We start from the raw sequence: 25,641 nt of genomic DNA, 5'->3' as shown, positions 1-25,641 counted from the left end.
CTTTTATGCATCCTTTGGTATAGTCATGTAATGCATTTGTACTGAGCTGGCTAATCGCATGGAATCGACAATCAATAAATCAAAGCTATCTGAAACCGACATCATCACAAAATTCATTCTTCCAGCTATCAAAGATGCGGGATGGGATGATATGTCTCAAATCCGTCAAGAGGTAAAACTGCGTGACGGTAAGGTCATTGTTCGTGGTCAGGCAGCGGCGAGGAAAAAGGTTAAGTCTGCGGACATCGTCCTTTACCATAAACCGAGCATGCCTCTAGCCGTTGTCGAAGCAAAAGCGAATAAGCATGAAATCGGCAAAGGTATGCAACAAGGACTAGATTACGCCAGCCTGCTCGAAGTCCCTTTTGTCTTTGCCTCAAACGGCGATGGTTTTATCTTCCACGATAAAACCAATCCTGCTCAGCTCGAAACAGAAATTAGACTTGAAGACTTTCCATCACCTCAGCAACTATGGGACAAGTATTGCGTTTGGAAAGGCTACAAAACCGAGCACCTTCCAGTCATTACTCAAGATTACCATGATGATGGTAGCGGTAAGTCTCCGCGCTACTATCAGCTACAAGCGATAAACAAAACCGTGGAAGCGGTCGCAGCAGGACAAAACCGTGTACTCTTGGTTATGGCAACGGGTACGGGCAAAACTTACACTGCATTCCAGATTATTTGGAGACTATGGAAGTCCCGAGCTAAAAAACGCATCCTGTTTTTAGCGGACAGAAACATTCTGGTCGATCAAACTAAGACCAACGACTTCCAGCCGTTTGGCCCCGCTATGACCAAAGTCACTGGTCGAACAGTCGATCCCGCTTACGAAATCCACCTAGCTCTATATCAAGCTCTGACTGGCCCAGAAGAGCACCAAAAAGCATACAAACAAGTCGATCCTGATTTCTTTGACCTTATTGTTGTTGACGAGTGTCACCGTGGCAGTGCCGCTGAGGACAGCGCATGGCGCGAGATTCTTGAGTATTTCGGTTCAGCGACTCAAATAGGACTAACCGCGACACCAAAAGAAACCGATATCGTGTCTAACACCGAGTACTTTGGCGACGCCATTTATACCTACTCTCTAAAGCAAGGTATTGAAGACGGTTTCTTAGCCCCTTACAAAGTTGTGCGTGTGGACATCGATGTAGATTTACAAGGTTGGCGACCAACTAAAGGGCAAGTCGATAAACATGGTGAAGTTATCGAAGACAGGATCTATAACCAGAAAGACTTCGACAGAACTATGGTCATTGATGAGCGAACAGAACTTGTTGCACAGACCATCACCAGCTACCTCAAGCGTACCGACCCGATGGCTAAAACCATTGTGTTCTGTAATGACATTGACCACGCAGAGCGTATGCGTCGAGCGCTGATCAACTGCAACCCTGAGCAAGTTGCTAAAAATGAAAAATACGTAATGAAAATTACTGGTGATGATGAAATCGGCAAAGCTCAGCTTGATAACTTCATCAACCCCAAAAAGGCTTACCCTGTTATCGCGACCACCTCAGAACTTATGACAACAGGTGTCGATGCAAAAACTTGCAAACTGGTTGTTCTTGACCAGGGCATTCAGTCGATGACCAAGTTTAAGCAGATCATCGGTCGTGGTACTCGTATTGATGATCGTTACGGAAAGCTATGGTTTACCATTCTCGACTTTAAAAAGGCGACTGAACTGTTCGCTGATGAGCGCTTTGATGGTGTACCAGAGCGAGTTAAAGAGACAAAACCAGAAGACTTCGATACCGATGAAGGACTCGATGAGATCATTGATGGTGAGGATGAACTTGAACAAGATGATCCATTTGAAGGGGAAGATATCGACCCTGAAAGCATCCATGAACCAGAGGCTTCATACGACTCAGGTTCATCTCCTTCTGACGGTAGCAATTCCGATGATGATTGGCAGGATGAAAACCGAGTTAGAAAGTTCCATGTCAACGGTGTGACGGTGAAAGCCATTGCCGAACGTGTTCAATACTACGATGCCGACGGTAAACTCGTAACCGAATCGTTCAAAGACTATACCCGCAAGACGATGGCAAAACAGTTCACCTCTATGGATGACTTTGTTAAGCGCTGGCAAGATGCCGATAAAAAGCAAGCAATCATTGATGAACTGGCAGAGGAAGGCATCATCTGGGAAGCATTAGAGCTGGAAGTCGGCAAAGATCTCGACCCATTCGACATGATTTGTCATGTCGTGTATGACCAACCAGCACTCACCAGAAAAGAACGCGCTGACAACGTCAAAAAGCGCAACTACTTCACTAAGTACGGTGAAACGGCTCAGCAGGTGTTGAACAACTTACTAGACAAGTACGCAGACGAAGGCGTTCAAGAGATTGAAAATATTCATGTACTCAAAGTGAAGCCTTTTGACGAGATGGGACGTCCTGCTGAGATCGTCAAAAAGTGCTTTGGTGGTAAAGAGCAATACTTAGAAGCGATTTCTGAATTGGAAGCTGAGATTTATCAATCAGCCTAATCACCACAACCCCGCATTGCTACTCGGCTACCTTCAGGTAGCCGTTAACTGTATTCGCCTTTTAGGTTCAAAAATCCGAACGCTGACGAATATGCTCATGGGCAGATGAGGAAATATCGTTTCCTTTGAACTGACGATTCAAGTTTTTAGCTGCAACCAAGGTCGAGCCAGAGCCAAAAAACGGATCAACAACTAGCTCGCCTTCTCTGCTACTTTGAGCGACCAGAACTTCCAAGAGACTTACTGGCTTTTCAGTTGGATACCCTCTATAGACCCGTTTATGAGTCAGTATGTCAGGTATGCTCAAATCATTCAGCTTCCTCTTACCCTTTTCAAAAAACAGTATGTATTCGTGTCGAGCACGGTAGTGGTACCCCATACCAATACTCACTTTGTCCCATACAATAGGTTTCCAGAATTTGAAGCCGATTTTCTCCGCTATCGGCTTAATGACAAACATCGTTTCTTGGTCACAGAAGAGGTAAAAGTGCGAGTGGTTCTTAAGCACACGATAGACCTCACTGAGTAACGCTTCAAATCTATCGTTAGGAAAAATCTCAAACCATTGATTACTTGACGCCTTGCTAACCTTAAGCCGAGTGGTTGTCCCAATTGTTCGGTGTTTTTCTAAAGACTCATAGGGAGGGTCGGTGATTAATAGATCAACGCTCGCAGCATCGAGCGTTGACAACCATTTTACTGCATCTTCTTGAAATAAGTTCATCAGTGTTCTATTCGACAAGACTACTGCATGTTTTCCCATTCATATAGGTTTGAGACTGCACTCCTTTATCCAGGTGACGACAATCTATACAGTAGCTTTGGTATCCTTCAGGGTTTCGAGCAGTCACTCTAGCAGGTGTTTTACCAAAGGACGATGGATATGGATGAAAAACGTGCTCTCCTCCATTCGCATCGGAACAGTGAGGGCAGGACTTAAATTTTTGGCCTGTATGGGGATCTCTTTTGTGTATCATCCCTACGTTCAAACGTTTATTACAACAACTGCATGTCATGCAAAGCACCTCTTTAGTATCAAAGACACTTTATGATACTAACTGCTTATAAAGCAAACAGTGAGGAAAGCAACAAAGTTCATCTTAGCTTGTCACCTTCTAATCCTTACAAATGAGCATTCTTTTGGTTTCCTCGATAGAGATGAGACCCCAATCTAAATTCTCATTCATTACGATTAGTCGTGTATCAGGCAAAACGCTCATTGCTTCATCGACAGCCAACTTTAATGAGTCGAAGTCGAGACTCATTGCTCGGAGATCTGTCCTCTCTTTCCCGACAACATCATACCAATGCCCCTTGTACATCCTGCGCTCCTCTTAATAACGATAATTTATTAGTAAAAGTCAGAAAAAATAATTCTACGTCAAACGCATCCGTCTTTAACGGCTCTTATCTTCATACAGCCAACTGGATATCTCTGCTAAACCTGCAAGCGAATCCTCATTCAAGCATCTATGGTTAACGTATTTTGGAACCACGACATGCAACCCCAATGCAACAAAATCTGGGTGATCCGAAATGATTTTCACGTACTGTTCAAGCCGACTCTCTGGTGTAGAGTCCCTTTGTAACTGCTTCTTGAGAGACTCTCTAAACTTACGAATTTCCTCAGGGGAAGCATCTTCTATGTCTTCATATTCAGAACACTGAAGTTCTTCGTAAAGAACATCGGCCAGTTGCTTATGGCTCCAACCTAACGCATCCATCATGGTTCGAATTTACTTTTGTTTTTGGGCTGTCCCCATTTGTCCCTACCCTACTAGTTACTATGCAATGGTCTCAGCGGAGACAATCATTCATAAACGAAAAGGAAAATATTATGTCAAAAGACAAAGCACCAATGACCCCAGAAGCCGCTGCTCGCATTCAAGCGAATCAAGCAAAGCAAAATGGCGGACAAGTCTCTAAAGATTCATTCGCTGCCCGTGCTCAACGCGCAGCTGCTAATAACCAAAAACAAGGTAAGTAAGGAGATAAACATGAGCAAAGAAAATCCTAACTACCCAAGCAAAACTGGCGAGCCTTCTGGTAAAGGTCGTGGTAATACACCTAAACGCAAGTAACAACCAGAGGCAGCATTCGCTGCCTCATTTTCTATCTACGAACACCCTTTGGCCTTCAACTTAAAATGACTCAAGAACAGCTTTTGATCCGATTTATAGTCTGAATACGGTACGGATTTTTCTGTTTCAGTAAGAGCACATAAACACGTTTCTCGTTTACTCTCATACCAGCTTACCGATACCATATTTTTTGCTGAGTTTATGCAGGTATCGACGATGGCATATTCAACTTCCAATGGGTAACGATCTTCATCCAAAGCCGTGTTGACCTTGTATCCACCGATTGCCCCAACGATCAAATCAGTACTCGCGGACACAAGTTTACGTTTGCTGAACTTGAAACCTTTAAAGCTCTTCTTACACTCTTTACACGCAATATTTTCGGCAAATTCGATGTCATTGTCAGTCTGACAATGGGGGCATTCTATTTTCATGAAACCTAGACAACCTACTGTTCAATTTATTAATTTAATAATCATTTGATTATTGTTTATCGAGCCATAAATAACCACCCTTTTGCATATGCACTAATTCACGTTTTTCATGTCAATTCTGCTATAATCAGCCCTAATTTTTTCAGTCAGTTAGCAGTAGAACTCCATGTCAATCAGTTCAGTTATCAAGTCTATTCAAGACATCATGCGTAAAGATGCGGGTGTGGATGGTGACGCGCAGCGTCTAGGCCAAATGTCTTGGCTCTTATTCCTTAAAGTGTTTGATGCTCAAGAGGAAGAGCTAGAGTTCGAGTTAGATGATTACCGCGAACCCATCCCAGCGAAATACCTATGGCGTAACTGGGCGGCAGATAACCAAGGCATTACAGGTGACGAGCTGCTGGAATTCATCAATGATGACCTATTCCCGACTTTAAAAAACCTAACCGCACCGAAAGACACCAACCCACGCGGTTTCGTGGTGAAAGAAGCCTTTAGTGATGCTTTCAACTACATGAAAAATGGCACACTGCTGCGCCAGGTGATTAACAAGCTCAACGAAATCGACTTTACTGACTCTAAAGAACGCCACCTGTTTGGTGACATCTACGAGCAAATCCTACGTGACCTACAAAGTGCAGGTAACGCGGGTGAGTTCTATACCCCTCGCGCGGTGACTCGCTTTATCGTCAACAGACTGGATCCAAAGCTAGGCGAGCAAGTTATGGATCCCGCCTGCGGCACGGGTGGTTTCTTAGCTTGCTCGTTCGATCACGTCAAAGAGAACTACGTGACAAGCGCAGCCGACCACCAAACACTGCAAAAGCAAATCCATGGTGTAGAGAAGAAACAACTGCCACATTTGCTGTGCATCACCAATATGATGCTCCACGGCATCGAAGTCCCTGTGCAGATCAAGCATGGCAACACGCTTAACAAGCCGCTTTCAAACTGGGACAGCAATATCAATGTGATTGCGACTAACCCACCGTTTGGCGGCACCGAAGAGGACGGGATTGAAAAGAACTTCCCAGCAGAAATGCAAACTCGTGAAACGGCAGATCTGTTCTTGCAGCTTATTGTTGAAGTCTTGGACAAAGATGGTCGCGCTGGTGTGGTATTGCCTGATGGCACCTTGTTTGGTGAAGGTGTAAAAACCAAAATCAAAAAGATGCTGACAGAAGAGTGTAACCTGCACACGATTGTTCGCTTACCTAATGGCGTGTTCAACCCATACACGGGCATTAAGACCAACATTCTATTTTTCACCAAAGGCCAACCGACCAAAGAAGTGTGGTTCTATGAGCACCCTTACCCAGAAGGCGTGAAGAACTACAGCAAAACCAAACCAATGAAGTTTGAGGAGTTCCAGCAAGAGATCGATTGGTGGGGTAATGAGGCCGATGGGTTCGCTAGCCGTATCGAGACCAAGCAAGCTTGGAAAGTGTCGATTGAAGATATTATCGAGCGCAACTTTAACCTTGATATTAAAAACCCGCATCAGGACGAAGTCGTCAGCCATGACCCTGAAGAGTTGCTGGCGAACTATCAACAACAGCAACAAGACATCAAAGCACTGCGTGACCAACTGAAAGGCATTCTCGGCGATGCTCTTAGCTCTACCATTCAAGGTAAAAAGCAAGGTGGAGCACAATAATGGCTGTAGAAAACCTGATTACCGAGCATATTGATATTTGGACTTCCGCAGTAAAGACCAAATCGACCTCTGGTCGCGGTAGCAGCAAGAAACTGGAGCTTTACGGTGTTAAGAAGCTGCGTGAGCTAATTCTGGAGTTAGCTGTGCGAGGCAAGCTTGTTCCTCAAGATCCTAATGATGAGCCAGCTTCATTGTTGCTTGAGCGTATTACTGAAGAAAAAAAACGATTGGTAAAGGATAAACTTATCCCCCGCACAAAGGTTTTACCGCCAATCAACGAAGATGAGTTACCGATAGACCTACCGAGCGGCTGGGCAGTCGTTAGACTGGGAGAGTTAACTTCTAAATTAGGGTCTGGAAGTACTCCAAGAGGAGGCAAAAATGCTTATACCTCTGAAGGCATCCCATTCTTACGCTCACAGAATGTGAGAAATGAAGGTATAAAGCTCGACGATATTGCTTATATCTCTGACGAAATCCATCAAAAAATGGAAAACACTAAGGTGTTGCCAGGGGATGTTCTTTTAAACATCACTGGTGCATCGCTGGGACGATCAACCATATTCCCTTCAAATCTTGTGGAAGCAAACGTAAGTCAACACGTTACAATCATTCGATTGATCGAGTCTCAAATGAACCAATTTATTCATTTGGGCATTTTGTCTCCTATGGTACAGCAGCTAGTCTGGGGTAGACAGGTGGGGATGGCAATTGAAGGGTTAAGCAAAAAAGTTCTCGAAATGTTTGAATTCCCAATCCCCCCAATTGCAGAACAACATCGTATCGTCGCCAAAGTCGATGAGCTAATGGCGCTCTGCGACCAGCTAGAGCAACAAACCGAAACCAGTATCGAAGCGCATCAAATGCTGGTAACAACTCTGTTGGACACACTCACCAACTCTGCCGATGCTGACGAGTTAATGCAAAACTGGGCGCGAATCAGTGAGCATTTCGATACCTTATTCACCACCGAAGAGAGTATCGACCAGCTTAAACAAACCATCCTACAACTGGCGGTGATGGGTAAACTAGTTCCACAAGACCCAAGCGACGAGCCAGCGGCTGAGTTACTGAAAAGAATAGCGGAAGAAAAAGCGCAGTTAGTCAAAGATAAGAAAATCAAGAAGCAAAAAGCGCTGCCACCGATTTCTGAAGATGAAAAGCCGTTTGAACTGCCGAGTGGGTGGGAGATTTGTCGCCTTGGCGAGCTACTGCCTCAATTTCAAAATGGAGCGTCAAGCCGAGGAGACAAAGAAGGTAATGAAATCGTAGTATTGAGATTAGCCGATATTAAAGATTGGCAGATTTCTCTGGATGATACTCGAAGTATTGTTATCGAGCGGAAATCCATCGAGCGTTACTCATTACAAGAAGGGGATGTGTTAATAATTCGTGTAAACGGAAGTGCTGATATCGTGGGAAGATTTGTGACATGTCATGAGGACTATGATGCAATTTACTGCGATCACTTCATAAGAATGAGGTTTCCAGTAGAGTGTTATATGCCTTCATTTTTGTCACTATTAGGGTCTTCATCAATTATACGAGAAAAAATTGCCGATTTATTTATTAGCACTGCTGGACAAAAAACTGTCAACCAGACCCATATAAGTTCTCTTATTACTGTATTACCTCCCATCAAGGAGCAGCTGCGCATTATCAACAAAGTCGATAAATTACTCTCCATTTGCAACCAGCTAAAAGTGCGATTGAAAGAGTCCAAATCAACCCAATTACAACTTACAGATACTATTGTTAAACAGGCGGTGTAGTCATGAGCCTGTACAATATCTCCAATAAAAACCTCACCGCACTGACACCGACCACTTTTGCAGCCGAAGGGCTGCAAGAGCGACACGATTTACAAGAAGCGCTGAAAGGCTGTATTGATGCCATCGCTCCTGATTGTTTGGTGATATCAGAAGAGTTTTCAGACTGGGAAGACAGCCGTCGCCGTATCGACCTGTTAGCCATCGACAAGAATGCCAACTTAGTGGTCATCGAGCTTAAGCGGGATGAAATCGGTGCGCATATGGAACTGCAAGCTCTACGCTATGCCGCGATGATCTCTACCATGACGTTCGATAAAGCGTGTGACTACTATGCCCAGTACTTGAAGAAAGAAGGTCTAGAGATTGAGGCCCGCGAAGCCATTCTGGAGTTTGTTGATCTTGATGAAAACAGCTTGGATGACTTTGGTAACGATGTTCGAATCGTTTTAGCCTCAGCAGACTTCGGTAAAGAACTCACCACTTCGGTCTTGTGGTTGCGTGACAAAGGCATCGATATCAGTTGTGTGCGCCTCACGCCCTACCGCTACAAAGAAGATGTACTGATCAATGCTGAACAGATCATCCCTGTACCCGAGGTGGAAGAGTACCAGGTAAAGTTCCGCGAGAAGCGTGCCGAGCAGCGCACAAGCGTTCAAAAAGGCGAAAAAGATTACTCGGAGTACCGCTATAACGGTCATACCTATAAAAAGCGTCACCTCGCGCTCGCGTTAGTCACGGACTGGATCGAGAAGCATCAACCACAAAGCTTGAATGATATACTCAACGCATTTAACGAGCCAGTAAGACGACGAATTGCCATCCTAGCGGATGATATACCTCAAGGTAGAATTCGCCGTTTCCACAGCGATGAGGACGCGCTGATTACGCTGCCTAACGACGAGGTGATAACCATCACCAACCAGTGGAGCCTCAGCAATATCACTCGATTGATTCACTTTGCAGAGCAAAGTGGCATGGTTGTAGAGAAAGTAGACTGATTCGATTACACAAACACCAATCTTTGAGTAGAACATAGTTCTACTCAAAGCATTTTTTATTTGTTAATTAAATACTCAATCTTTAGGTTTGATAATTTAAGCGAGAACAATGTTCTCGCAGTATCAATAGCCAGCTCACCAATCCCCTGTTACAACAACTCGTTACTCAGAGAACATTGTTCTCTGTTTTGAAAATTAGAGTGAATAGGAAATTTCAAGCTCATTTTCAAGCAAAGGCGACTGAGAAAGTCTAACCACACAAGAAACATAAAGCAGCATGTGATTAGGAATAAGACACCAAGAAAGGCTTGATTGCATATATAAAAATCAATATGCTGTTAAAGCTTCACGCGAAAGGCGTGGAGGTTTGTGACAGATTGTCAATGCCGTTGCGCTTGCTGAGCCAAGACAACAACATTGTCATGAGGTGTACGATTATCATCATATAATCTCCATCGCAGATTACATTATACATCATTTCTAATAGATCGCGGCGAGTGCCTTTCGGGGCCAGATGATTGGTTAGGCCAGTTAGTTAAAGCCCAAGGGGATATACGGAAAGGCCGCATGTCCACTCCTCTTGGGTTTTGCTAGAACTTGTGCGCTCAAAGTATGAAAAAGATGTCCGTTCCACTCTGGTATACAAAACGAAATTACCTTCACTTTGATGTACCAGTATCTGGAACCAAAGCAGAAAAGATCGTAACGAGTGCAACATCTGTTGCCAGGCACGCATTTTTCCCTTTTATCTCCTACAGTTTCCAGCTCACCAAACTCGACAGAGACCGCTCTACAGGCAAGCTCTACCGTAAACCCAAACCAAGAGGTGTAGCCTACTCTTCTCATATAGATAGTCACATTTATGCTTACTACGCTAGTCAGCTATCAAGCCTATATGAACATAAAGTTGAAAAGTTTGGGTTGCATGAGTCTGTATTAGCGTTCAGAAAACTTGATGGTAAAAGTAATATTCATTTTGCTGACGATGCGTTTAACTACATACGTGAAAATGGAGAGTGCTCGGTTATAGCACTAGATTTTTCAAAGTTTTTTGACACTCTTGATCATAAAATCCTTAAAGAGGAATGGAGCAAGCTTCTTCAGGTCAACAGCCTACCAAAAGATCACTATAACGTTTTTCGATCACTAACCAAGTTTTCGACTGTCGATCGAGAAGAGCTTTTCAAAGTGTTTGAGATATCTCAGTACAACCCAAAGGCTAATGGAAGAAATCGTGTCTGTAACCCAATAGAATTCAGAGAAAAAGTTCGTGGTTCTGGTTTGATAAAACCAAATCCAAATGGTGCTATGGGCATCCCTCAAGGCTCTCCAATCAGCGCATTACTTTCTAACATTTACATGTTCTCATTTGATGAACACATGAAGAGTTATGTTGACTCTATCGGAGGAAAGTACTTTAGATATTGTGACGATATGCTGTTTATTGTTCCATCAGAGTATCGAGATACTGTTGAGAAGCTCGCTAATAGTAAAATAGCAGCACTAAAGGTGCAGATAAACAGCGATAAAACAGAAATCAGAGATTTTAAATTCCAAAATGGACAACTTTGTTCATTTGACGAATTTGGCAAACAGAAGCCGCTTCAATATCTAGGTTTCTTGTTCGATGGACATTCTATCTTTCTTCGTTCTACAGCCCTCGCTCGCTACTCAGAAAAAATGAAAGGCGGTGTTAAATTGGCTAAGAAAACGATGGAGAAAGAGAACAGAATACGTAAAAGTAAAGACGAACCAGAACAAGATCAGCTTTACAAGAGAAAGCTCCATCGCCTGTATTCTTACAGAGGCAAAAGAAACTTCCTCTCATACGGCTACCGAGCAGCCAAGATTATGAACTCAAAAAGTATCAAAAGACAATTGAAGCCTCTATGGCAACGACTTCAAGACGAAATAAGCAAATAACGAGACGGATACCAGTAATTAGAACACGTTTCTTATGCTTCTGTTTTTTATTGATTATTCAAATAACCAATCTTTACTATTTCAAGATTAGCATAAGAACATTGTTCCGAGTAAAGAGCAGATGATTATCACGTATCAATTAGCTGCTTATTCAAAGCTAGCGAAAGATAAGACATTCTACTGAATGTCGGCGAGAGAACTTGGTATTATTCGATAAGCTAAGCGAGAACAAGGTTCCTACAATATCGTTTAAACCTCTTAGCTAATAACTACTTCTGGTAGCTCTCGGTATCATGGAACATTGTTCTTCATTAAATACTTTCAGTTAGCCGCTTGTTCCAATGGCGCTTGACCGTGGGGACGGAAATGCCTAGAGCATTTGCTGTTTTGGATTGACTCAGTCCTCTTACCCTACATTCTTGAACTTTTTGAGTTGTACTGAGAGCTTCTGGTCGGCCAATCCGCTTACCCTCAGATTTAGCTCTGGCCTGCCCTTCCAATGTTCGCTCTCGAATTCGGTTTCGCTCAAATTCAGCAAATGCTGAGAACATTTGCAGCATCAATCGTCCCTCCGCTGAGCTTAGATCAGCGGTCGGCAGATCCAGAGAAATTGGCGTAACACCTTTTTCTAACAGCATACTGATCGTATGCTGAACATCGATGTTATCTCTTCCAAGTCGATCAAGCTTGAGTACCACCAGTTTGTCCCCTGGTTCAAGTTTATGCTCAATCAACATTTTGAACTCACGTCGTTCAGTTGCAGGTACACTCCCCGAAACCGTCTCATGAACAATTCGGTGCTCCTGAATATCGTAGCCAGCATTCCGAATGGCTAAAATCTGATTTGAAACTGTTTGCTCGCTAGTCGATACACGACAATAAGCGAATGTCCGTCCCATCATACTCTCCTTTTTGGTATCACAACTAGTATCATCAATCAGTTGGGTATCATAAAAATCCAAACCCTATTTTATGAGACTGCAAACAGCTCACTCCCTTCTGGTGTCAGAAAAAGGATGTTTGTTGATACTACAGGGGTGTTTACATCTCGCTAAAGTTGACTAGTTAAGTCAATAATTTTGGCAAACCACCTTTGCCTTAATAAAAATCGAGTAAATAAATTAATACGCATAGGCAAATATCATTACTCTAAAGTTATTTATATATAATTAAAAACAAATTCAGTTTAAAAACACCTTGACATTAAAATCCAACATGAAAAATTAAATTTTATTTATTCAATTTTTCATGATATAACTATTATAACTTTTATAAAGTTATAATTCTAATATAAGGTTGGCCTTTTAAAAAATGAAGGTTAATCCGAAACAAGCTTAATTTATTGCAAAAATTCTTCTGCCACTACTGGTACTTTCAACGCCAGCAATGGCACATTGATTGCCAATCTTGGCAAATTCTCTTGCCACCTGCTTTAATGACGGAATTTTTAAGGCTTTTATCACTTGCCTTATACAAGCTCACAAGCTTTAACGTTGTGCAAAAAAAGAACAACGTTAGAACACGTTGAATGTCTCATTTCTTCTTGACTTATAACGGTTACAACCATATAAACCAGGCACTCGGCATTCTTTCTCTTCCTTAATAGGTTGTCTTTTTAAACGAACTTGGGGAACATTGTTCTTTTCATCTAAATTAATAGAATTTGCTCTACGCAATGCTTCTTCATCGGAAATGTCGTTATAAACGACTTGAAATCCATTCGACTTAGTTTCACGTTCTTCTTTTGTAGATAGATAACTCATTTCACGATTACGTTTAGAATAAACCAAAACTTGAGACATATCGACAACCCTTTTGATATATATAGATAAAGTCAATGACTATTATATTTATCAAGTAATATTATCTTTGTAAAGGACCTTTAATCACTATTTTAAAAATCACATTAACATTTAATTATTAAATAAAAACCGTTTGTTTTTTAATTATTAAATTAGAAAAATAATAATTAGTTAAACTTCTACCTAAAAATGAAAAGATCAGATTCTGGGCTATTAGTGATGCGATTTCTCTCCTCAAAGAACCACATATTCATCACCATGAATTCTCGGTTAGGATCCTAACCGAGAAAGAACATCGGATTCTAGCTACGATTAGTACTGCTATTTCCCCTAGCCTCATAGCAACCACGCCCATCACTATAAATTCCAAGTTAGGATCCTAACCGAGAATGAACATCGTATCTGACGATTAGTGCTGCCATTTCCTCACCTCAAAGCAACCATAATCATCCCCATAAATTCCGAGTTAGGATCCTAACCGAGAATGAACATCGCATCTGACGATTAGTGCTGCCATTTCCTCACCTCAAAGCAACCAGAATCATCCCCATAAGTTCCGAGTTAGGATCCTAGCTCGGACAAATAAGTCAGGAATCACTAGGGTATCAGCGACTACCGATGCTTTAACTTCAATCTCAAGTGGACAAAAATATATGTCATACTTACTTTTTGTGACTACTTATGAGCATTGAGATGAAGATTAAGACTGCATTAGAGCGCCTGCATAGGTTTGACAAACAAGGCATACATGTTTATCGGAAGAGTGATCTCAGAAGGTTATTTTTTGATGATTCACTTACAGCATTCCAACAAAGCCTGCCACGTTTAGTAAAAGCAGGAGTAATAGAGCGAGCGTGTAACGGTGTTTATGTATTCTCGTACAGCCGTCATAGAAGTGGTTATACTATTGAATATATTGCTAAATGCTTGCGACGGGGAGAGTACAATTACATCTCTCTAGAATCGGCACTCTCAGAATACAGTGTCATTTCTCAGGTGATGACCGATCGAATTACTATCATGACAACGGGGCGTAAAGGGGAATTTAGAACCTCCTACGGCGTTATCGAGTTCACGCATACCAAACGTGATGATATTGACATTATCAGCAATACCATAACTTCAGATCGGCCTCTGCGGATTGCTAGTAAAGAGACTGCCATTCGAGATTTGAAGAGGGTTGGCAGAAACAAACACTTAATTGTGACGAATCACAAGTAGGCAGATGCAGGCACTCCCAAAAACCACACAACTCACTTTTGGACAGAAATGAGTCAGTGAGTTTACTAAATTAGCAATTGGCAAATAACTATGAGCAATTGGTTTTTCGAAAAATGCCTCGAAAAGTATGAGGCATTTTGTTCTTGTAGTGATAACTTCTACCGAACTTAGCGTTAGTTTTATTGCATTTATCAGAAGTTGGAATTCTCTACTATCTCTGATATTGAGCCAATATTTCAAATAATTGCTCAAGCTCTTGAGCGGTTAACTCGCGTAATTCCTTTCGGCAGAGCGCATTAGCTTCGTCTAGTCTGTTTGATAGCGCTAAATAAGTAGCTTTAAAGCGAATAAAGCTACTGTAAGTTTGTGATTTTGGTGAATCTGTTCGATCAAGTATACTTATTGCATATTCAAGCTTGTCTAGTTTTCTATACTGGATAGAAAGATCACAAAGTGTTAGTACGGGATACTTGATTTCAGGAAAGTCAAGAATGCCTTTTTCGATAACTTCGAAAGCCTCATCGACTTTATTATCAAACTTGGCAAGTGCTTTTGCTTTAGCAGAACAATATATTTCTTGTGATCGTTGCGCTGGGTTAGACTTAAGCTTCTCAATAATCTCCTCAACAACCTCTTGATCAACATTACTTTTATCTTTGTAAAATAAGCAATTGAGATAATTGTTAGCGTTGATTGGGTTGTTCTTTTGTCGCTCATACACACTTTTGGCTAAGCCAAGGGCAAGTTCGTATTCGTCATTCTGTAAGTACAACAAAACGAGTTCACCTTTAGCTCTTTGATCGTTAGGCCGCATCTCTAAAACTCGCTTGTAGCTCTCAATAGCTCTCTTTCTTTGACGAGTAATTCTGAAATAGAAACCGTGAAGAAATGAACTTTCAGGTTCCTTTATTTTCCTAACTGCACCAAAGAAGTCTTGATCATGCAACCTAGCTAATGACTGACATTTCATAAATAAGATGTGATCGATAACACTTTCATGCATATATCGAGAATTGTCCAACACACGATCAGCTAACTTTACCGCCTCTTTATAATTTGACGTTCCGCCTTTTTCATATAGTGCTTTTATCGTTTTCACAAAGTACGATGGTACCAAAATGCGATTATCAATATCTTTACCTGATTTTATAGCTTCTTGTATTGAGAAAATATATTCAGATAAATCACGGTTGTCATCTGAGTACTCAGAAATGAATTTTTTAATATGCTCATCTAGGATGCTATCATACTCTGATGATGTGCCAAATCTGCTTCTAGATATGTATTCTTGAACGACTTGGTTGATTCTAATATAATCATTATTTACACCTAACTGGTCACAAACTGACATGTTAATGAAGCTTTGTGTTATTGGATAGAATTCATCTTCATTGACAAGTGAGAATAGAAATTCGTAGCTTATAAACTCGAATTTAGCTAAGAAGTATAAAAAACTCAGTTTTTTCTCATCTTTAGCAAAGCTTTCCACAACAATTCTAGCTTTATCATCCGCATATTCTCTAATCAGGTGAGGGTCTTTCTTAACTGCGAAAAGGCTTGTATCAAAAATACTGTCAACAGCAAATAATACCTGCTCGGGATAACCTGACAATAGATCAGAGATAAACTTGAGATCCTCACGATTTAACTCCAATCCTTTGAATTCAGAATACCGCTTTAAAAGGCCACGGCGCTCGTGAATATTGAGTTCTGGTATTTCTTCAAAATAGTATTCTGGATTTTTATTTGAAAAAGATTTATTACCTCTGAACTGTGAAGCAATACAGAATGTGAGATGTTCTGAAGGTTTAATACGGTCAACAATATCAACAAACCAACTAACAACGGAACTGCCTGGTTGGATTATAGCCCCTTTATCTTCAATTAAAATGCGTTCTTTTTCTTCGACAATGCTTTCTATTAATCTTACGGCAATATCGACTTTGTCGCTGATTGATGTTGTCATTAAGTTCCAAATTTCGCCAACATCAGCTAAACCGAGGTCATCAATCTTGAGAATGAAATCTTCAATACTATCTGTCGATTCCATTTGAATAATAGGGAAATCATATGATTCTCTGATAACAGATGATTTAGTTAGAGCATTTTTGATGAACGACTTCCTACCTATGTGATTTAATCCTGATGCGACAAATACTACTGGCGTTGGCTTGTCAAAGTCATCAAAGCGTTGCTCTACATTGGTTGTTTTCTCATTTCGACCAACATAAATTTTTTGTCTTTCTTTTAACGTTGGGTGAGTATTAAATGCGATTTCCCGAAGTCGAGCATTGATCTTTCTTACTACAACTTTAGCTTTCTTGATAGGCTGGATGTTGAAACCATCTTTCATCCACAGAGGAATTCTTTCGTCAGTGTAATCAATATTATCATCAATAATGATAGGGTAAATGCGTTGTATGTTACCTTCATCTACTCTTGTCTTAGCCAGTCTAATTTCTTCCTTAACCCATTCGGAATTTAGAGCTGAATCAGAAAGGAACAAAACAAACAGTGATGTATCATCAAGTCCATTGATAATTTCTTCCGCTGGAGACATACCTTTTTCGAAGGTTTGCTCATCAAAAATTCTAGTTTCTTTACGTAACCCAGAAGCAACAGATCGGACAAATTCTTTATCTCTTGAGCTATGTGATAGGAAGCACTTGATCATGCTCATCTCCAAATTATGCAATAAAACGAATAATCTCATGATTTTACGATATTCTGGTGGATATTGGAAACTACAGATTATGGGCTAAGGGCGATGTGGTAGGCACAAATTTGCACAGTGTTTTAAGCTCCACTGAAATATCACGAGGCACATACTGGGGTCAGATCTTGATTCTTGCCTACTCATTAGCTTTCGTTATGCAAATATTAGGATCAGTGAAGTTGGTTTTATTAGGGTCAGCACGTTTTGGGGCAGATATAAGTTGTTGCTGATTCTGCAACAACTGAACTTTCTCATTGCTCAAACAACCATTGCAACAGTTCAACTGCCGAGGAATACTCGGTAGTTGATTGATAAGCAATGTGCATATTTTGCACATTAGCTAGTTCTATTGACAAAACGACGTGCTCTGAAACGGTTTGGGGCAGAAACGAGTCTAACCGAAGCATGTCTATAAAATCGGTGGCTATTCAGATATCGTTGTTTCTCTTGACTTCTCGATCATGAAAGCGGCGTCGTCTGGTATCGTTGTTTTCCTTGACCTCTAAGATAGATTTTTGAACCTTCCCCAACGATGTTTATGATCGGTCAAAGGTTACGTGATCGAAAAATGTCACATTTTCTATTACTATCAGTTAGTTAATGACCATTTGCAGTACTTTGGCATCGTTGTTCTTCTATTCTATCTAACCACTCACGTATCTCGTTCTGCTCGCTCCTGCACCAGGGCTTTTATGGTGAGGATCGCTCATAGACCACAGAAAATTGTTTCTTGAGATCGCTCGTAGACCAAAAGACTTTAAAGAAATAACAAAGTAAATACAATAGTTTATAACTACATCCATCTAGAAGAGGATCGCTCATAGACCACAGAAAATTGCTTCTTGAGATCGCACGTAGATCAGGATCTTTTTTAATAAATAATATTTTAAATACAATAGGTTATGGTCACACCCATCAGGAAGAGGATCACTCCTAGACCATAGAAATTTGCTTTTAGAGATCGCTCGTAGACCTTAGGTCGCTGAATCGAAAGGGGATCGATGAGAATAGGACATCGTTGTTTCTCTTGACCTCTCGATCATGAAAGTGGCATTCACTGGTATCGTTGTTTTCCTTGACCTCTCGATCATGAAAGTGGCGTCCACTGGTATCGTTGTTTTCCTTGACCTCTAAGATAGATTTTTGAATCTGACCCAACGATGTTTATGATCGGTCAAAGGTTACGTGATCGCAACATATCACAATTTCTATTAATATCAGTTAGTTAATAACCATTTACAGTGCTTTGGTATCGTTGTTCTTCTATTCCATCTAACCGCTAACGTATCTCGTTCTGCTCGCTCCTGTACCTGGGCTTTTATGGATACGATCGCTCGTAGACCTTAGGTCGCTGAATCGAAAGGGGATCGATGAGAATAGGATATCGTTGTTTCTCTTGACCTCTCTGTCATGAAAGTGGCGTCCATTCACATAGCGAATATAACTATCCACTTTTTCTTTCAGAACAGCGTCGTATACACTAGGGTTCTATTACTTCGTTCTGAGAAGGATACTCATGACAGCTCGCATTGGGGTTGCATCGGAAGATCTCATTCGTAGGCACATGATTAGTGTGGCCGCAGGCAACATTAGCCATAATAAGCATCTACCTACATTTTGGTTCACGTCACTAAATGAAGCTTCAAAGCTACTATGTAATGAGAATATCGAACTAATGCTGCTGATCAGTAGAGAAAAGCCTGAAACTCTAGCTGATCTTGCGGAGATTAGCGGTCATCATATCCACGAACTGTCACGAAAAATCGACGCCTTATCATCAAAAGGATTTATCCAGTTCGAGGGAAAGGGGATGCTTGCCGACCTATCGCTCTATTTACTGACTTTGAGATTATTCTCGGCAAAGAATTAGAGAATACACTGCAAGAAAGCTATTGTGCATGATGTCCATCACTCGTTACTGCGGCGTATGCCGCTTAAAAAGAACAGTTTTATGCTGTGCAGCCTCAAATAGGGGTTGTTCTAATACTTTCCGTCTAGGTCAACCTGCTCGTCACCAATGATCTCTTCCAACTGCTCTGTGAGGGCTTCAGTTACTTCAAATTACCTTGCCTGTGTTGGTAGAGATACCGTAATCGAGCAAGTTGATAATTCCATCTAGCGCAACGTCACTATCATTTAAGTCGGCTTGCTCGTTATCACTTCTTGTAGCCTTAGCCTCGCTCTTCATATCAGCCTCGCTCATAAAAATGCCTGCCGTACACACGGCTGTAGCACAATTACACTCTCGCCAGCCTCTGAGAAGTTGCCTCAGCAAAGAACCTTAATAATTTTCAATAAAAATTATTAATTTCAAATGGTTATAAACCACTAAGATTTAGACACTAAAAGTTAGTGTCTAAATCTTAGTGCCGATAAATCAAACAAAGCGTCCAGTCATTACCCTGCATAGAAGCTCCACTTGAAGCTACTGGTGTTAAAATACTTAGCGTATATGCTCACTTCTCTAATCCAACTAACCAATGTACCATGGAGTAGTCAATCAATCTTAAGGCCATGATAGTTTGAAGTTTTACGTTGTTTCTGACCTACACTTGGATATTCACGGAATACGCCGCGATTTTTGGCATGACTTCGATAAAGAAGCCACGTTGGTCGTTGCTGGTGACACGGCAAACGGTCTATCAGGCATAGCATACGTAAAGAATGTACTTTGCCGCCACTTTAAGGCGGTCATCATGATTGCAGGAAACCATGAATGGTATAGCAATACGAGTAAATCCTACCGATATACAAGTGAGTGCGAATCTAGTACTAACTCAGGTTCTCTCAACGTTTCTAAGAGTTCAGTATTAGCAAAGCTTAAGGCTCATAGCGATACCACTGAAAACCTGTTCTTTTTGAATAATGAGTCGATTGAGTTGGACGGATACACTATCTTCGGTGGAACCCTTTGGTTTCCCATTCACACCTATTCGGTCGAGCTTGTAAATGCATATTCTGAGTTGATGAACGACACTAAGTTTATTGGCCGCTCTATGATTGAAGAGCAGCACAAAGCATTCATTAACAACTTTCCAGAGAAAGTTGATCTAGCAATATCTCACCACCTTCCCTCTAAAGAAGCTTTTGCTTTCGAGCAAAATGCCAGCAGCGATTATGCTCCGTATTATCATGCAGGGTTGAGTAATGAGTTGATCTCAAGAGCTAGGTATTGGGTTGCAGGGCATCAACATGATGCTGTAGAGAAAGTGATCGCTGACGGTAGTACCACATTCATTTCTAACCCCAAGGGTTCTGTCCGCTTAACCAGTGGATTACTTACTAATAAAGCTTATTACCTATAAGAGCTAGCCAACAATAGACTTCGGCATCTGAAAGTCCGCTAGGGCTTTCTTAACTTCGAGCATTGATCACCTTGTGAATAAGGCCCTAGGAATTATGTACAGATTCATCATCTATCTGCACAGTCATCAACACTTTTATGCGCATTAAAAAGCAACTATCAAACACTTTTACGCGCATTAAAGTGTATAAACTGTATTTTTGTATGTAGCAGCCATTCTTAATCTCCTCATTCATTTTGTTCATTTAAGGCAACTGTTCATTTATTATGAACAACCTGCATCACTGAACAAACAATTAACGCCCCACTCCCTATCGCAGCTTTCACAGCTAAAACAATCCATTCTGCTCATCAACAATTTTGACTTGCAGGCTATGAGTAATTATTTACTTATAAAGAGTTTCCTTACACACTAATGAGTAAGATTTTACTCATAACTTGAAAAAAAATAACTTTAAGAGTAAAGTTTTACTCATTGATAAGTAGAGGTGTTGTCGATGGAAGAACTAACCCTAGAAGCTTTTATCAGAGGTGAATGGATAGATATTGGTATCATCTCATTCCCTAAAAGTAGCCAACATAATTTCCGAGTGACTGAACTCAACTACCTCAGCGACTATGCGCTAGAACATCACGATAAAGATGACTTTCACGCTGTTTCACTAAACCACCCTGTCTCATTCTTTTTTGATGACATGGGTAAACCTGGATGGTTAAAGTTTCTAGACGATATTATGCCTAGTGGCGCTAGTAGACGATACTGGGTCAAACACCTAGATATTGAAGACCTTAGTTCTGATGAACAAGACTATGTTTTGCTCAAGTTTGGCACAATGTCGCCTATTGGTAACTTAAGAGTAAAAGACTCTCTTCCTGAGCGCTACGAAGTAGCAGACAACCTCTACTTCTCTGTTGATGATGTTAAAAATCGAGCAGGTGATTTCCTCGACTACGCACAGCAAAGAGGGGCAGCCGCAGGTGGTGCAACTGGGGCTGGAGGTGAAGCGCCAAAACTGATCCTCAGATGTGGTTTCGATCATGGATCTGGCAGCGAAAAAATATGGATTGATCCATACCAAGATGACAATAGCAACCACGACTTACATTACTTAGTAAAGTACCCTAGAGGCTCAAGAAGCACCATCGACTGTAATATTCTAAGAGCTGAGTTCTACTTCTACCACGAGCTAACTGAAATGGGAGTTGAAACGATCTCCACCGACGGTATGCGCTTGGAGGAAGGATTAAACTACCCTTCCTTGTGGCTTCCTCGATTTGATGTTCAAATTAATTGAGCAACAAATAGAGAGATTTGGCATGGAATCTGTGTATTCCATTTTGAACAAAGGCGCTGGGGTCACTCTTGATCACGAAACAACAATCCGAACTCTCATAGAAAAAATTACTGAAAGCAATATGGTTAAACACCAAAGGTATAGGTTTGATACCCAGGCTTTCGTCATTGAATGGGTGAAGAGAGATCTACTCAACATCTTGTTTGGTAATAGTGATAACCATGGCAGAAACACTTCATTCTTAAAAGGTGATGGAGTCATAAAGCTTGCTCCCGTTTACGACTTCGCACCAATGAAAGCTGATCCTGAAGGCATTCCAAGAACAACAAAATGGAAAGCCCCACTAGAGGTTGGCGGAACTTACGACTTCGTCGGAATAGCGGACACCTTATCTGATCTCGTGCCAAAAGAAGTGTTATTACAAGAGCTAGAGGTTACTGCAAGTAAATGCATTGACTTAAAGCAGAGACTAGCGTTACGAGGAGTACCAGAACAAATCTTGGAGATGCCAGCCTGTTGGACTTAATTCATATATCCAGAAAAGCTCACTAAATGGGGGCTACTATGAATAAGCCAAGCAATAAAGAGTCCGTACAAGATACGGTGGCTCGTCTAAGAGCAAACCGAAATCAACATCAGCCCAAGACTGGGACGAATGCAACTCATTCGACCAAAGAACGATCGCAACTTAATACTCCGACTAGATCGAAAACCTCAAAAAACGCCAAAGCAGTAAGTGCAGCAGAACGCAAAACCGAGGCAAACAAAATCATCAAACACTTATTGCTTGGAGAGCTAACACAAGGCCAAGCGTTGAAAAGTTTACGCATTAATATACTGGGACTCAAACAGGATGTGTTCGCAAGACTTGTCGATGTCTCAAGAAAAACACTCTCAGATATAGAGAATGATCGGGGCAGCTACAATACAGAGATTCTCAACAAGGTATTCAAACCATTTGGCTTAAAAGTCGGACTGCTCCCCTCTTCTCCCGATGTGTTAAAATCGCTACTCATAGATGGTGAGGCTGGGTAAAATGTCCTGTATCAGCTTTCTTGTTTTAGATTGAATTGTCATAAGAACTCAATCTTTTTAAATGAATTAGAAATATGTGGACGCGGGTTCAGTTCCTTTTGAAGCAGGAAATTGATGTAACATTTGATGCAACACCAAATTGGTAACATCGATATAAGTTACTGAATTCATAAAAATTGAGAAAACATTTCGACTCCCGCCAGCCCACCAAATCAAAGCTTAAAGACGTCCTCGGGCGTCTTTTTTCTTGCCTGTAACAACTAAAATCAATGACTTACGATGCATCATAGTCTTTAACAGTCCAGACTAGATTTGCAAAATCCAGCATTTTTAGGAACACCAACCAAAATTCCCGTTTTCAGTGTTCCTAAAAGAGTATCCCTATGGCAAGACAAACAACATCATTGATCTGCTCCAGCTAGACTGAACACTTCATTAAGCGACATTTTGTTGTTCAAAGTTAACTGGGCTTAGATACCCAAGAGCACTGTGCCTTCTCATCCGATTATAATCAACCTCTATGTACTCGAAGACCGTTTGGCGCATCTCATCTCTGGTCATTATCGGTTCGTATTGAATCGCTTCCACTTTCATAGAATGGAAGAAGCTCTCAACACAAGCATTGTCCCAGCAGTTTCCTTTCCTGCTCATACTTTGTTTTAGATTATAAGCAGTTATGAGGTCTCGATAATCTTTCGAGCAATACTGGCTACCACGATCACTATGAACAATAACTTCCTCTGGGAAGCCTCGACGGAACAGAGCCATTGATAATGCATCGCAGACCAGTGTTGCCGTCATCCTCGTATCCATCGACCAACCGATTATTTGTCGTGAGTAAAGGTCAATGATAACAGCCAAATATAGCCAGCCTTCGCTTGTGGCAAGGTACGTGATATCTCCCGCCCATTTTTGATTCGGGCCCGTTGCATTAAAGTCCTGAGCTAGCAAGTTTGGAGCTACAGGCATCTTATGCTTGCTGTCCGTTGTACACTTAAACTTGCGTGCCGCTCGGCGTTAAATCCTGACGCTTCATGCTAGCTGCAATGGTTTTAACATTATGACTATCACCGTTCTCAGCCAGCTCTTTCTGGATGCGCCTTGAACCATCTCGCCCCTTACTGTTGTCAAAAGCATCTCAAACTCTTGGCGAGTTGAATAGCCTTGTGGCGATGCTTAATCCAATAATAAAACCCACTTCGAGAGACCTTGAACACCTTAACCATGCGGACAACACTGAAGCACAGCAGGTGTTCGAGCATGAATTCATAGCAATCTACTTTAGATTTTTCGCGAAGTAGGTGGCGGCCTTTTTTACGATATCTAGCTCTTCCGCTTGTTCTGCCAACTGTCTTTTGAGCTTGGCTACTTCAGCGGCTAGCTCTTGTTCTCGCTGACTGGCTGTGGTGTATTTCTTTACAGTCTTTCGCCAAGCATAGATCTGAGATTCATGTAAGGAGAGCTGTCTTGCTGCCGCAGCGACTCCCACTTTCTCTGCTAGCGTCAGAGTTTCGGCTTTAAATTCAGGAGAATGGATAATACGTTTTTTCTTGTTTGTCATAGTTCACCTCGTTAGTGATTTTACTCACTTAACTCAGTGTCCAAAACTGCTGGTGCGGATCAGTATAAATCGTAAAAGTGATCACCACTTGATATATGTTGTACTTGTTTGGAGAAACTCAGCCCCATCAATCCATACTTCCTCGTATATGCATCACCACCAAATTTAACAACTCAATAACAAACAATATATTTACGTGATTTAAGTCACAATAAATAGCAGTGATCTAGATCTCTTTTATCCATAGATTATTTTTTGATCTGATTTTTGTCGATCTAGATCACAACAAACCCTTATTGAGTGTTTAATAATCAAGCCATAACAAAATAAGGAGAAACCTATGAAAATTGGTATCGTGATTAGCGGCGGAGATGGCGCTGGTATCAATAACTTTATCTTTCAGGTGGCTAGACTATCCGGTGCGGATATTACGATTTTTAACGGCGGCATCTACGGGCTGCTTAACGGCAGCAAGATTGATATCAGCTACCGTGATTTGATTGATTACTCGATTTCTTCAATGCCGATTATTTCTTCAGGTCGTTCTGAGCGGTATTTAAACCCGAAAGAATATGACCTCATCGCAACACGTTTGAAGAAGGAAAAAATATCCGTGCTGATTTTGGCGGGCGGGGACGGTTCGATGAAGTTTCTCCACAAACTCAGTCAATACGGTGTGAACTGTTTCGGCGTCGGAATGACGGTTGATAATGATTTGGAAGGGTCTGAATATACGATTGGATTTTCAACCGCCTGTGAAGAAGTTTTACATGAAGTCACCAAATTAAGAAACACAGGTCGGGCTCTCCCTAATCGGGTATTTCTGGTTGAAGTGCTCGGAGCGTATTGTGGCGAATTAACCCTTCAGTCCGCGATAAAATCGAATGCTGATTTTGCTTTAATTCCTGAGCATATGATCCCGACTGAAGAATTAGCCAGTCGAATTAAAGAGAAATTAGCCATTCAAAATAGCGTAATTATTTTATGTGCCGAAAGTTATACCCATGAATATACCCCCGGATTTCAGGGTGCTATTGATACCGTGGCAGAACAGTTAGAACCGTTAATTGGTATCAGAATAAGAAAGACCACATTAGGGTTTGGTTTAAGAAACGGAAATCCGACAACTGAAGAAATTTATCAAGGTACGATTGCCGCCAGCGAAGTCGTACGCTGTATAAAGAGTGGAATGGCTAACAAAGTGATTGTTATCAACTCCAGTAATAAACCGATACCGGTTGACCTCAATACAATGCAAAACCGGACAATTGATAAGGAAGGTCACTATTTTAAATTAGCAAAACAATTAGAAATTATATGAAAAAATAATATTACGTGA

At 41.3% G+C, this 25,641-nt stretch carries 17 protein-coding genes and 2 pseudogenes; 12 read left to right on the top strand and 7 right to left on the bottom strand.

The genetic code is table 11. The features are described from left to right. Positions 1-58 precede the first annotated feature (58 nt). A complete protein-coding gene (gene hsdR, locus VRK_RS04030; protein WP_059120203.1) occupies positions 59-2,503 on the top strand; it encodes an EcoAI/FtnUII family type I restriction enzme subunit R in 2,445 nt (814 codons plus the stop codon). A gap of 67 nt (positions 2,504-2,570) precedes the next feature. Here the strand turns inward: hsdR and VRK_RS04025 are convergent, their stop codons facing one another. Together VRK_RS04025 and VRK_RS04015 are read right to left on the bottom strand one after the other, a co-directional pair. Next, positions 2,571-3,227, bottom strand: a complete 657-nt coding sequence (locus tag VRK_RS04025; protein ID WP_059122637.1) for a DNA-methyltransferase — start codon at positions 3,225-3,227, stop codon at positions 2,571-2,573. Positions 3,228-3,900: 673 nt separating this feature from the next. Beyond that, entirely contained in the window at positions 3,901-4,230 is a 330-nt protein-coding gene (locus tag VRK_RS04015) for a hypothetical protein (protein ID WP_059120202.1), read from the bottom strand. A gap of 110 nt (positions 4,231-4,340) precedes the next feature. Here VRK_RS04015 and VRK_RS21190 point away from each other — a divergent pair, with 110 nt between their 5' ends. Continuing rightward, positions 4,341-4,490, top strand: coding sequence for a hypothetical protein (locus tag VRK_RS21190; RefSeq protein WP_000031102.1), 150 nt, complete (start codon positions 4,341-4,343; stop codon positions 4,488-4,490). 129 nt (positions 4,491-4,619) lie between these two features. Here the strand turns inward: VRK_RS21190 and VRK_RS04010 are convergent, their stop codons facing one another. Beyond that, on the bottom strand, positions 4,620-5,018 hold the full coding sequence (locus VRK_RS04010) for a hypothetical protein (protein WP_059120201.1): 399 nt from the start codon (positions 5,016-5,018) through the stop codon (positions 4,620-4,622). A 166-nt stretch (positions 5,019-5,184) separates the two neighbouring features. Between VRK_RS04010 and VRK_RS04005 the strand changes: the two genes are divergently transcribed. The 4 genes from VRK_RS04005 to drt2 all read left to right on the top strand — a co-directional run bounded on the left by VRK_RS04005 (position 5,185) and on the right by drt2 (position 11,368). After that, a complete protein-coding gene (locus VRK_RS04005) occupies positions 5,185-6,675 on the top strand; it encodes an N-6 DNA methylase (RefSeq protein WP_059120200.1) in 1,491 nt (496 codons plus the stop codon). Further along, positions 6,675-8,447: a restriction endonuclease subunit S gene (locus VRK_RS04000; RefSeq protein WP_059120199.1), complete on the top strand. Its 1,773-nt coding sequence runs from the start codon at positions 6,675-6,677 to the stop codon at positions 8,445-8,447. Before VRK_RS04005 ends, VRK_RS04000 begins: the two co-directional genes overlap by 1 nt. 2 nt (positions 8,448-8,449) lie before the next feature. After that, a complete protein-coding gene (locus VRK_RS03995; protein WP_059120198.1) occupies positions 8,450-9,445 on the top strand; it encodes a hypothetical protein in 996 nt (331 codons plus the stop codon). A 621-nt stretch (positions 9,446-10,066) separates the two neighbouring features. Continuing rightward, a complete protein-coding gene (drt2, locus tag VRK_RS03990) occupies positions 10,067-11,368 on the top strand; it encodes an antiviral reverse transcriptase Drt2 (RefSeq protein WP_231735736.1) in 1,302 nt (433 codons plus the stop codon). A 311-nt stretch (positions 11,369-11,679) separates the two neighbouring features. On the opposite strand, the gene VRK_RS03985 is transcribed toward drt2, so the two are convergent. Then, positions 11,680-12,267 carry a recombinase family protein gene (locus VRK_RS03985; RefSeq protein ID WP_059120196.1) on the bottom strand — a complete coding sequence of 196 codons (588 nt, stop codon included), beginning with the start codon at positions 12,265-12,267 and terminating at the stop codon, positions 11,680-11,682. A gap of 615 nt (positions 12,268-12,882) precedes the next feature. Beyond that, entirely contained in the window at positions 12,883-13,170 is a 288-nt protein-coding gene (locus tag VRK_RS03980; protein ID WP_059120195.1) for a hypothetical protein, read from the bottom strand. Positions 13,171-13,863: 693 nt separating this feature from the next. Here VRK_RS03980 and abiEi point away from each other — a divergent pair. Further along, on the top strand, positions 13,864-14,391 hold the full coding sequence (abiEi, locus tag VRK_RS03975; protein WP_231735735.1) for a type IV toxin-antitoxin system AbiEi family antitoxin: 528 nt from the start codon (positions 13,864-13,866) through the stop codon (positions 14,389-14,391). A 211-nt stretch (positions 14,392-14,602) separates the two neighbouring features. Here abiEi and VRK_RS03970 read toward each other — a convergent pair whose 3' ends face one another. Beyond that, the gene (locus tag VRK_RS03970) at positions 14,603-17,065 is read right to left on the bottom strand and encodes a toll/interleukin-1 receptor domain-containing protein (RefSeq protein ID WP_059120193.1); all 2,463 of its coding nucleotides are present in this window, start codon (positions 17,063-17,065) and stop codon (positions 14,603-14,605) included. Positions 17,066-18,623: 1,558 nt separating this feature from the next. On the opposite strand from VRK_RS03970, the gene VRK_RS03965 reads away from it, so the two are divergent. The 4 genes and pseudogenes from VRK_RS03965 to VRK_RS03945 all read left to right on the top strand — a co-directional run bounded on the left by VRK_RS03965 (position 18,624) and on the right by VRK_RS03945 (position 22,741). Then, positions 18,624-18,977, top strand: coding sequence for an HVO_A0114 family putative DNA-binding protein (locus VRK_RS03965; protein ID WP_231735734.1), 354 nt, complete (start codon positions 18,624-18,626; stop codon positions 18,975-18,977). A gap of 652 nt (positions 18,978-19,629) precedes the next feature. Continuing rightward, positions 19,630-20,412: a metallophosphoesterase gene (locus tag VRK_RS03955; protein ID WP_059120192.1), complete on the top strand. Its 783-nt coding sequence runs from the start codon at positions 19,630-19,632 to the stop codon at positions 20,410-20,412. A gap of 496 nt (positions 20,413-20,908) precedes the next feature. After that, positions 20,909-22,274, top strand: a pseudogene (locus VRK_RS03950) (type II toxin-antitoxin system HipA family toxin). Beyond that, positions 22,259-22,741 carry a helix-turn-helix transcriptional regulator gene (locus VRK_RS03945; protein ID WP_059120191.1) on the top strand — a complete coding sequence of 161 codons (483 nt, stop codon included), beginning with the start codon at positions 22,259-22,261 and terminating at the stop codon, positions 22,739-22,741. The pseudogene VRK_RS03950 and the gene VRK_RS03945 overlap by 16 nt, the downstream one beginning before the upstream one ends. Positions 22,742-23,176: 435 nt before the next feature. Here the strand turns inward: VRK_RS03945 and VRK_RS03940 are convergent. Beyond that, positions 23,177-24,302: pseudogene (locus VRK_RS03940) on the bottom strand (IS3 family transposase). A 340-nt stretch (positions 24,303-24,642) separates the two neighbouring features. Between VRK_RS03940 and VRK_RS03930 the strand changes: the two are divergent. After that, a complete protein-coding gene (locus VRK_RS03930) occupies positions 24,643-25,623 on the top strand; it encodes a 6-phosphofructokinase (protein ID WP_059120189.1) in 981 nt (326 codons plus the stop codon). The last annotated feature ends 18 nt before the right edge of the window (positions 25,624-25,641 follow it).

The organism is Vibrio sp. MEBiC08052 (genome assembly GCF_001506075.1).
Taxonomy (GTDB): Bacteria; Pseudomonadota; Gammaproteobacteria; order Enterobacterales; family Vibrionaceae; genus Vibrio.
Note: the sequence above shows the minus strand (reverse complement) of the source record. Positions and strands in the feature narration are given on the sequence as shown.